General features: G+C 31.6%; 8 protein-coding genes. 1 reads left to right on the top strand and 7 read right to left on the bottom strand.

What is annotated here, in order from left to right; all coding sequences use genetic code 11:
• Both SULYE_RS02400 and SULYE_RS02395 read right to left on the bottom strand, forming a co-directional pair.
• The coding region (locus SULYE_RS02400) for an EAL domain-containing protein (protein ID WP_007546154.1) at positions 1-205 on the bottom strand (205 nt) is incomplete at its 3' end.
• An 18-nt stretch (positions 206-223) separates the two neighbouring features.
• On the bottom strand, positions 224-1,255 hold the full coding sequence (locus SULYE_RS02395; RefSeq protein WP_007546152.1) for a diguanylate cyclase domain-containing protein: 1,032 nt from the start codon (positions 1,253-1,255) through the stop codon (positions 224-226).
• Between the two features lie 550 nt (positions 1,256-1,805).
• Here SULYE_RS02395 and SULYE_RS02390 point away from each other — a divergent pair.
• The gene (locus tag SULYE_RS02390; protein ID WP_007546150.1) at positions 1,806-3,701 is read left to right on the top strand and encodes a 2Fe-2S iron-sulfur cluster-binding protein; all 1,896 of its coding nucleotides are present in this window, start codon (positions 1,806-1,808) and stop codon (positions 3,699-3,701) included.
• Positions 3,702-4,209: 508 nt separating this feature from the next.
• On the opposite strand, the gene SULYE_RS02385 is transcribed toward SULYE_RS02390, so the two are convergent.
• From SULYE_RS02385 to SULYE_RS02365, 5 genes are all read right to left on the bottom strand, one after another.
• Positions 4,210-4,542, bottom strand: a complete 333-nt coding sequence (locus SULYE_RS02385) for a hypothetical protein (protein WP_007546148.1) — start codon at positions 4,540-4,542, stop codon at positions 4,210-4,212.
• 4 nt (positions 4,543-4,546) lie between these two features.
• On the bottom strand, positions 4,547-5,644 hold the full coding sequence (thiO, locus tag SULYE_RS02380) for a glycine oxidase ThiO (protein WP_007546146.1): 1,098 nt from the start codon (positions 5,642-5,644) through the stop codon (positions 4,547-4,549).
• 10 nt (positions 5,645-5,654) lie between these two features.
• Positions 5,655-6,341, bottom strand: coding sequence for an MBL fold metallo-hydrolase (locus SULYE_RS02375; RefSeq protein ID WP_007546144.1), 687 nt, complete (start codon positions 6,339-6,341; stop codon positions 5,655-5,657).
• A gap of 71 nt (positions 6,342-6,412) precedes the next feature.
• Positions 6,413-7,138 (bottom strand): SDR family NAD(P)-dependent oxidoreductase, encoded by a 726-nt coding sequence (locus SULYE_RS02370; protein WP_007546143.1) that lies wholly within the window; start codon positions 7,136-7,138, stop codon positions 6,413-6,415.
• A gap of 1,124 nt (positions 7,139-8,262) precedes the next feature.
• Positions 8,263-10,776 carry a cation-translocating P-type ATPase gene (locus SULYE_RS02365; RefSeq protein WP_007546141.1) on the bottom strand — a complete coding sequence of 838 codons (2,514 nt, stop codon included), beginning with the start codon at positions 10,774-10,776 and terminating at the stop codon, positions 8,263-8,265.
• Positions 10,777-10,922 lie beyond the last annotated feature (146 nt).

Here is a 10,922-nt window from a genome sequence, read left to right as displayed (position 1 = left end):
CAAGCTCTCTGCAAAGTCTATCGAATTCTGTTACTATTTTATCCTTCTTAGCTTTTTCGAATAATATTTTTGGAGACAGAATTTCTCCATTTTCTCTATTGATTCCACGAATCAGACTTTCAAAGCCTACAACTTTCATGTTTTTCCTATCTACTATTGGCTGAAAATACACATCTAAATTTTTAGGGTTAAGAATATCTATCATTAAAAGACTCCTTTTTTGTTATATTTTTCTTCTGTTAACGAATATTACAGATTTTCCAGTAGATTTAGCCAAAGATTTTGCTGCGTGTTTTACCTCTGCTGCCACTGATGCTAAATGTGCAAAATTTTTGATAGAGTTTTCTTTTACAGGGACGATTGCACAGCTTATAGATAATAGAGGAAAACTTTTCACTTTTCCATCTCTATCTATGGATTTATAAAAACCTGCTTCAAAATCTCTTCCGTGAAGGTCTGGCAAAAAGGTTTCAAAAGCATTTATTATTAACCTTGATATTTTCTCTCCTTCTTGGTATGGTGCAACTACGATAAAATCATCTCCACCCAAATGGAAAGGCTTAACATTATTAAATTTTGTTTTTACTCTTTTTAAAATCTCGCCAATAATATAGATTACTTTATCACCAAGCATAAATCCGTAGTGGTCGTTATAAGGCTTAAAATTATCAACATCTAAATAAATAACATCAAAAGAATCTCCTCTTTGAATTCTTTCTTCAATATACTTTCTTAAAGCCCAGTTTCCTGGTAAACCGGTTAAAGGGTTTAAATCTCTTGCTAATTGAAGCATTCTTTTGGTTAAAAGCTCCATCAAGTCATGAACTTTAACAGTACCATAATATTTATTATCTTCAACGACTATAATATCATCGTGTTTTCTAAATTCTTCTCTGTTGTTTATTTTTAATGCTACTTTTTCTGCTTTTGTATTCACATCAAAGATTATATCGGGCTGTTCCATAATATCTTTTACTTTCTTTTTAGCGTTTAGATATATTCCATAACCAAACCTACCGAAATAAATATTTTCTATGTACCTGATTCTTTGTATCTGCCCTATAACTCTAAGATCCTGGTCTACAACAGGGATAATATTAGTCGTGCTATTTTGAATAATAATGTAGTAAGCTTCCAAAGCATTTGTGTCTCCATAAATAAAAGGGGTCTTATTAGCTATTGTTTTAAGCGTAAAATCATGATCCTCATCACTGGAAGCTTGAGAAATTTCTCTGTTGTCAAAATCTAAATTCACGATACACCACCTAATTAACAGTTTTTTATAGTAGGAATATAACACTAAAATCTTTATTTTTTATTAAAACTACGTTAAATTTTTTTAACCTATTTCAAAAATTCTATAAATACAAAAAGAATGGAGCGTTAGGAAAAATTGAGGAGTAAAGGATAAAATTCTATTATTTTGTGAAAGTAAAGGTAGCTTTAAGGGTGTTTCAAAATTTTTGTAAGCTTACCTTTCCGTCTCATCCTGAGGCTGTAAAGCCGAAGAATCTCTTTTTTTTAAAAATAAACAAAAATGAGATTCTTCGCTAAAGCTCAGAATGACGATGTGGATTTTTGAAACTGTCTCAATGAATAATTGACAGGTAAAAATGGACAGACATTCTTACCAAGGCCGCAGTATTACGAACAGAAGGTTAATTAATTTCTGGACTTGGCTGAAATTTAAAGCACTCTTAAAAGAGCTTGAATTTATATACAATTTTAAGGATAATATTAGCTTGTACAAATGTTTAGTGAAATAAATTAAGAAATTATCTTATCAAAATTAGGTGAGCTGTAAGATGATGGATTTAGTTAACATAAAGATCGATGGAATTGAAGTTTCTGTGGCTAAGAATACAACCGTTTTGGAAGCTGCAAAAAAAATTTATAAATTGATTCCAACCTTCTGTTATCATGAAAAACTGCCAATCTTTGGCGGATGTAGAATGTGTTTGGTTTATGATGTTAAAGCAAAGAGAAGCATCATTGCATGTGGAAGTTATGTATATGATGGGATGGAAATAGAGACTGAGAATGAAAAAGTAAAAGAAGATAGAAAATTTATACTTGAAATGCTCTTTACAAGACATCCGCTTGACTGTCCAATATGTGATAAAGCCGGAGAGTGTGATTTACAAAACTGGGGGACCTACTGGGGACCACAGCATAATATACTACCAATAACACCCTTTGAAAAAATAAGACCGGAAGAAGATTGGGAAAGTGATTATCTTGAGTATGTATCAAATAGATGTGTTTTATGTATGAAGTGTGTGAGCGTTTGCGATAACATAAACAAATCTCATTCTATTACTCAAATAGAAAGAGGGTTTGAGATACTAATCTCACCGGCTTTAAAACCTATGGATACATCAACCTGCGAAATGTGTGGTCTTTGTGTAGATATATGTCCGGTTGGAGCTATTTTATTTAAGCCGTTTAAATTTAATGCAAGACCTTGGCTATTAAAAGAAACATACACTCATTGCAGTTTTTGCTCCCTTGGCTGTCCTGTTGTGATAGACCATGATGATAAAAAAATACACAGAATAAGAAGTACAGCAGAGCTTGAAATATGTGCAAAGCCTTATCTTGGATATGACAGCTTTAATACAAATAGACTAAAATATCCAAAAATAAACAATAATTATTCTTCCTTTGATGATGCTTTGCAAGAAGTTATTGACCTATTAAATGAAAAGCCATCTCAAACTGTTATTGTTGTATCTCCGTATTTATCAAATGAGAACCTGCAAAAGATAAATGAAATTGCTTCTAAATCTGGAGCATATATTACATCAACAATAACATTAGATTTACTGCCGCTTTTAGAAGGATTTGGAGAATATACACCGCCATCTGAAGAAGAGTTAAAAAATGCTAAAAAATGGATAGTAGTTGGAAATGACATCACCGATACAAATCCTGTAATCACATACTACATGAATAAAAAAGTCATTGCAATTTCTCCACAAGTAGAAAGATTAAAAAAACTGTATCCACTTATAATAGATGCAGAAGGTGAACAAATCATTGAAAAACTTATTGAAAATGTAGATGGCAGTGAGATTATAGTATATTCTAACTATTTCTACGGAGAAGATGCTTACAGGTTTGGAAAAAAACTTAAAGAAGTTCAATCGCAAATGCAAAATAAAATCTTATTGATTCCGCCTTATCCAAATGGTTTTGGAATAATAAATATTGTAGAAAATCTTAGCTACTTGCCGGATATTATTTCAAAAATTGAAAGTGAGGAAATCAAAAACATCATTCTTTTTGGTGAAGATTTAGCAGAATTTTTAGAAGAAGATAAGTTAAAAGAGATTTTAATGACTTTAGAAAAGAAAATAATATTAACTCCTTTCGAAGATGGGCTTGCGTTGGTTTGTGATGTAGCTATTCCATTAAATACATGGACAGAGGAAGACGGACATTATAGCTTTGTAAGAGGTATAAGAAAGGTAAAAACTTCAATCAAATCAAATATTAACAATAATAAAACTTTTGAAAAGATTTTAAATCAACTAAAATCCGGCAGTAAACAAAATATAGTAAAATCTACCTATGGGAAATTACCAGCTTATTTTAATATTGAAAAGCAAAATATTTGGGATGTTTCTTTCTTTTCAAGAAGGTCCAATAACTTGACCGGATGGAAAATTAAAAATTTTAGCACGGTAGAAGAGGATTAGTTTTTAAATTGTAAGGTGTCAAAGATATTGCAAAATTTATAAGCAATTAATGTGTGCCTGAAATGAGTTTATTCTTGCCTCTCATTTGAGGCCGTAAGTCCGAAGGATCTTCTCTTTTAAAATAAGGAAAAATGAGATTCTTCGCTAACGCTCAGAATGACACCATTGGGTCGTTCTTTGTCATCCTGAACGAAGTGAAGGATCTCATGTTTTAATGTGTTTTAAAAGGAAGGAAACAATAACAGGAGATCCTACGCCGGCTGCAGAATAATGATTAAAAGGTTAATCAATTTTAAGCTTAGTTAAAATTTAAAACAGCCTTTAGAGTAATTTCTTTTTATTAAATTCTTGAACGTATCCTTTGACTGTTATAAATCCCTATGTACCGATTAACACCCTCTCTCGCTTCTTTTATAGCATTATAAACCGAGTATATTATATTTTCACTGTTTTATCCAAATATATATTTTTCTTAATGTATAACTTCTATACTATTTTCTCGCTTAACTTACTTGTTTAATACCTTTTTGACGATCTCTAATCTATCTTTAACTTTCTCTATTTCTTTTTCATCTTTAAAAAATTCTAACACCTCTTCATCTTTAAACTCAACTTTACCCTTTTGTTTTATTATCTCTGCAACATAATCAGCAACTGCAAGCAATTTTTTACATCTTTTTGATGAGTTGAATTTAACATCAGTAATTTTATCATTTTCTTCTTTAATATAAAAACTAACTACATGACTACCGCTTTTAAATTTACCAATTTCTTTGTAATCTGAAGGGGCAACTTCTACAAAATTCTTCAATCCACTTTCAATATAATCCTTTACCTTCATAATTTCATTCCTCTTTTATATAAAATCTGCTGAAATCAAACATTTTTAAATAAGGCGATTCTTCTCCTTTATGAATCAATTGGGTTATCAATTTTGCTGTAATTGGAGCAAGCAATATTCCATTTCTATAATGTCCTGTAGCATAGTATAAATTTTTTATCTCAGATTTTCCAAGAATAGGAAGACCATCGGGAGTTGCTGGTCTAAATCCATACCAAGTTTCTGTGATTTCATAGTCTTTTGTAGATGGTAAAGTTTCTAACAAACCTTTAAGTAATAAAAATATACCAGATACCGTATTTCCTTCTTTAAAAAAGACATTTTCTTGTGTAGCACCAACAACAACTAAATTGCTATCTTTTCTTGGAATTATATAAGCTCTACTGCTATATAAGATTTTTGAAATTTCGTTTTTAATTTTTGTTTTGAATGATAACATCTGTCCTTTGATTGGGAAAACTTTAATAGGTTCTAGTTCGCCCGACCAAGCTCCTGCAGCCAAAACACAAAAATCTGCTTCGAAAGTCCCATTGTTTGTAACTACTCTTTGAAATATTCCATTATTAACTTCTATAAATTTAACTTCTGTAAGCTCTTTTACAGTTATATTAGAATTTTTTGCATATTTAACCAACGACACAACAAGCTTTCTATTATCAACCTGTTTATCATGTGGGAAAAAAGCTCCACCGATAACAAAATTTGAGATTTTAATTCCCATATCTAAAATTTCTTGACGAGTAAGAATTTTCGACTCTAAACCTAATTTATTGTAATAATCTACTCTTTTGAATAAATTTTCCATTTCTTTTTCTGAAAAAGCAGGACAAACAATTCCACATTCATAGTATGAAACTTCATATCCTGTTTCTTTTTCAATTTGCTGTACAAATTCTTTATACATCTCTCTGGATTCAACAGAAAAATTTAGAAAATCCCCGGTTAATCCTTCTGCTTGAGGGGCAAGCATACCACCAGCTGCCCATGATGCTCCTCTTCCAAGTAAATTTTTTTCTAAAATCGTAATTTCATAACCTAATTTGTTCAATTCTCTTGCTATTGAAAGTCCTATAATTCCACCGCCAACGATTATACCTTTCAACTATACACTCCTAAAAATCTACTTTTAATCCATCATACGCAGCTATTACTTTTAAGCCTGTTCTGTCTGACATCTCTTTTGCAATTTTAAAAGGTGTATATCTTAACATCTGTAAACTAAAATGGGTCAAAATAGTTAGTTTAGGCTTTACTTTTTCGATTATCCTTTCTACATCTTCGGCAGAAAGATGATAATAGTTTAAATTGGATTTTACAAATGTAGTGTTAAAAACCATAATATCGGGATTTTCTGGGTATGCGTATAACATATCTTCGTAAAATCTTCCACAAGCTACATATATAAAAATTTTGTTGTTATATTCAAACTGTAAGCTGTAGGTATCTGCGCCCGGGTGTATATGCTTGATTAAGGGTTTTATTTTTATGTTTTCGTATTCAATGATTTTTCCAAGCTCTGTAATCTCAATTTTTTTAAAGCCTTTTTTTGTGTATTTTAAAACAACTGGGTCATCTCCATCTACTGCATCTATTGGAGCAAGTAATAAATCTAATTTATTTTTATTGCTATCTGTGGCAGACTCTACAACAGATGCTATATCTGCTACATGGTCTAAATGTCTATGGGATAAAACTACTGCGTTTAAATCGTTTGGCTCTAACCCTCTCTCAAAGATTCTGATTAAGCTTCCAGGTCCTGGGTCTATCAGTATGTTTTTACCGGCGAAATGAAGCCACATTCCTCCAGAATGCCTTAACTGTCTAAATACTACAGTTCTACCACCGCCAGTGCCAAGAAAAATTATGTAATCTAAAATATTAACCTTCCTCCTTCTACAGGAATTAAAGCTCCTGTTGTAAAATCAGTTTCTATTAAATATTTTACAGCTTTAAAGACTTCTTTTCCACCCGCCCATTTTTTAATTAGTGTCTTTTGGAGTGGCTTTTCTATGTCATCTAAACCATCTGCCGGTATGATTGGACCAGGTAGTATTCCATTTACAAGTACGTATGGTGCAAACTCTTTTGCAAATGCTTTTGTCATAGTAATCATTCCACCTTTTGAAATGCTATAAGGTGTAAAATCTTTGTAAGGAAGAATAGCTGAATAATCTATTATGTTTATAATTCTTCCCTCTTTCCTTTCATACATAATTTTTCCAAATTCCTTTGACAAATAGAATGGTGCTTTTATATGTATCTTGTAAAAAATTTCTAAATCTTCAAAGGTAGCTTCTTCTAATGGTTTTTTGTAGTAGATTGATGCGTTGTTTATTAGAATGTCTATGTGTCCAAAAATATTAAGTGATTGATTTACTAAACTTATAAGTTGATTTTCATCAAGTAAATCCGCTCTTATAATTTCTGCTTTTATTCCAAAACTTTTTGCTTGCTGTAATACTTTTTCAGCTTCTTCTTTAGAAGAGTTATAATGAATCAGTACATTACAGCCATGCTCGGCAAGACCTAAAACAATATCCCTGCCAATCCTTTTAGAACCACCTGTAATTAAAGCGTTTTTTCCTTTTAAGTCCATCTTAATCCTTTATAAGATTTATTAGAGTTTAAATATAGTCATAAAGAGTTATGATTCAAGAACGAGATTATTTTGACTAAGGTTTTCAGGTAGGATTGTCGGAAAAGTGGAGTAATCAGATTTGAGTTTAATGCATTTCAATTCCTCATAGGTAGGCTAATAACCAACGGTGCATGGTTGTAGTAAAATTAAATGTCATCAGTTTCAATTCCTCATAGGTAGGCTAATAACTGACATCAATAGCGGATACGCAACATTCCCTATCCGGTTTCAATTCCTCATAGGTAGGCTAATAACATAGATGAAGCATCTATGATAAATCTGTCGCTAATGGGTTTCAATTCCTCATAGGTAGGCTAATAACCCGTCAACTTTTAACTCAAAAATAAAATCGTAAAAATCTTGTTCAATTACCAATGTATAAAACATTATATCAAATTTTTAAAAAAATCCGCAAGTTGAAGTTTTTTGCAGCAAACCTCGATATACAGAAAATATAGATATACAGAAAATATATTATCATATTTTATCCTTTAACTTCCCATCACAAGCCAACTACTGAAAACCACAAACTCAGAAGCCCGCTGCAAATACCACTCTTTAACTTGTCGATTTAAAAAAATCTAAAACAAAAAATTTTAAATCAACAATAACTTAAGTACTAAAAATTTTAAAATCAAAAAATTTTATTCAATAAATACTTACAACCACTTTTCAAAAAATCTCTTTTAAGCTATCACTACACAAACTTAATTCAAATATTAAAAAATAAAATCTCATTACCAATACTTTAGCATTACTGACTGCCAAATCATCTCACCAAGCTACTAAGCAATCGAGACTGTTCCAAAAATCCACATTGTCATTCTGAGCGAAGCGAATAATCTCATATTTTTCTTTTCAAGTCAAAAAATTAAAAAGGAGATCCATCGGCCTTCGGCCTCAGGATGACGGAAAGGTAAGTTTACAAAAATTTTGGAACACCCTTACTAAGCAATCAGATAAAAATCACTAAGATATTGATAAACCAATCTCTAACGTCTCACATCTCACGTTTCACGTTCTCACGTAAAATAAGCTTGTGTTGGCTTGCCTATTCGATTACCAAGGTACAGTTAAAAAATTTATTTTGCTGACTTTAAATAGCTAATCCATTTTCTTAACTCTATCATAATGAATGTTATAAAAGGAATTATAAAAATATATGGTAGTTCACTCATTGTAAGTTTGACAGCATGGAAATAGTGCGGTATTAAGCTAATTGCAATTATTTGTAGAATAGCTCCAATAAAGATTCCTAAATAGATGTATGGATTTAGCTTTATATACTCAATAGGATTTTTAAAAAATGGCTTTTCTCCTATTTCTTGTATTCCAACTGACCATTGAGAAATTACAGCCGATATAAAACTTATAGTTAAAGCAACTTCATAAGAATATATATTTAACAAATATTTGAACAAAAAGAAATGAGAAAGTCCCATTATCAAGCCATTATAAGCAATATTTATAAATTGCTCTTTTCCGGTGAAGGCTTTTTCTGGTCTTTTAGGTTTTTCCTTCATCGGGTCGCCTTCATACTTTGTAAAAGGATAGGCTTTATCTTGAACACCATCTGTTACTAAGTTGATCCAAAGTATTTGAGTAGCGTATAGTGGTAGCGGTAAACCCATTAATATTGCTAAGGAGTTATAAGTAAGTTCAAATAGGTTTGTTGATAATAAGTATCTTATTACTTTTGAAATATTTTTTGTTATAAGTCTTCCACTTTTTACTGCGTTTACGATAATGGAAAGATTGTTGTCAGTTATAATCATTTTTGCTGCATCTTTGGCTGCCTGTGAACCGGAACCCATAGCGACTCCCAGGTCTGCAACTCTTAAAGCCGGAACATCATTAACTCCATCCCCTGTAACCGCTACAATTTCTTTATTTGATTGTAAAACTTTTACTATACGATATTTATCCTCCGGTGTAGCCCTTGCTACTACTGTTATATTTTTTAAATATCGATAAAGCTCTTCGTCTGAGTATTTTTCAAGGTCTTTTCCCTCGATGGCTATATTTCCATCAGAAAATATACCTACCATTTTAGCTATCGCTTTGGCAGTTAAAAGGTTATCTCCTGTAATCATAATTACTCTAATACCTGCATTTTTTGCCATCTCAACAGATTCTTTTACCCCTTCTTTTGGTGGGTCTAAAAATCCGACAAGACCTACTAAGTTTATTTTTACATCTTTTATGCTTTCTGGAACTTTATCAAGCTTAGCGTATCCAAAAGCTAAAACCCTCAACCCCTCTTCAGCTAATTTATCATGGTTTTTAAAAACTTCTTCAGGGCAAGCAGATTCACACATGGTAGATAGGCTTTCCAAAGCTCCTTTTATGTATAGTTCTATACCCACATCTGATTTAACGACGACAGCCATAAGTCTTAACTTTGTGTCAAAAGGATGCTCCCATATTTTTTCATATTTATTTCTTAAATAATTCCAATCTACCCCTTCTTTTTCTAACCAGTAAAGTAAAGAAATCTCTAATGGGTCTCCTTTTTCTTTTCCATCATAAATTTCAGCATCATTACACAAAGCAGCAGCTAAATAAAGTTTTTCCTTATCATAAGGCACATAATCTTCTACTCTAAGCTTTCCAACTGTTATAGTTCCGGTTTTATCCGAACATATATACGTTGCACTACCGAGAGTTTCAACTGCTGGTAGATGTTTTACAAGAACTTTCTCTTTTGATAATCTGATAGCACCAACAACCAAGGCAATCGTTACAACTATTGGCAATCCTTCCGGAACAGCAGAAATTAACTGTGCAATTGCAAAAAATACAAGACTTTTAGCTTCTCTGCCTTGCAAAATTCCAATAATTACAAGAAAAGTTAAAATTAAGATCAACGCGAATATCCATTTTTTTCCAAAATCTCCCAATGCTTTTGTTAATGGGCTTTCTGGTGGCTTTTCTTGCATTCTTTTTGCAATCTTTCCCAACTCTGTGTTTTCTCCTATAGCAAAAACAACACCAATAGCTTTTCCCCTAACTATGGTTGTTCCTTTAAATAAGATATTTATTCTTTCATGAACAGGTGCATCTTGATTAAGAATAACGCCGGCATTTTTTTCAACAGGAATTGATTCTCCGGTTAAAATAGCTTCATCTACCATGAGACCAACTGATTCTATCAATCTAATATCTGCAGGTACAACATCTCCCTCAAAAAGTAAAACTATATCTCCAGGAACTAATTCTTTTATATTTATTTCAACTTCTTTACCATCTCTTAAAACTCTTACAGTAGGTAAAGTTAGGCTTTTCAACGCTTTTACTGAAGCAAGAGCTTTTATTTCTTGATAAAAACCTATAAATCCATTTATAAGCAAAAGTCCATAAACGACTAAGCCATCTTTTAAGTCTCCAAAGAAAATAGCTAATAAACCAGCTACCATAAGTATGATTATAAAAGGACTTGTAAACTGTCTAAGAAAGATCTTTAACTTACTTTCTTCTTTTTCTTCTATTTCGTTGAGTCCATATATCTTTAATCTTTCTTTTGCTTCTTTTTGTGACAAACCCTTAATATTTGTTTTTAAAATTGATAAAACATGTTCAACTGAAAAATTATGCATATAGGTCCTCGCTTTTTTGTTTTATATTAATATGCGTTTTATATTAATATGCATTTTAATTGGAAGAAAGTCAAGAATTTGTAGAGGATGTTCAAAAAATCCAAACTGTCATTATGTCGCCGGTGAAGAGTCTCATGTTTTTCTTT

The sequence above is a fragment of the Sulfurihydrogenibium yellowstonense SS-5 genome (assembly GCF_000173615.1).
GTDB classification, from domain to species: domain Bacteria; phylum Aquificota; class Aquificia; order Aquificales; family Hydrogenothermaceae; genus Sulfurihydrogenibium; species Sulfurihydrogenibium yellowstonense.
Note: the sequence above shows the minus strand (reverse complement) of the source record. Positions and strands in the feature narration are given on the sequence as shown.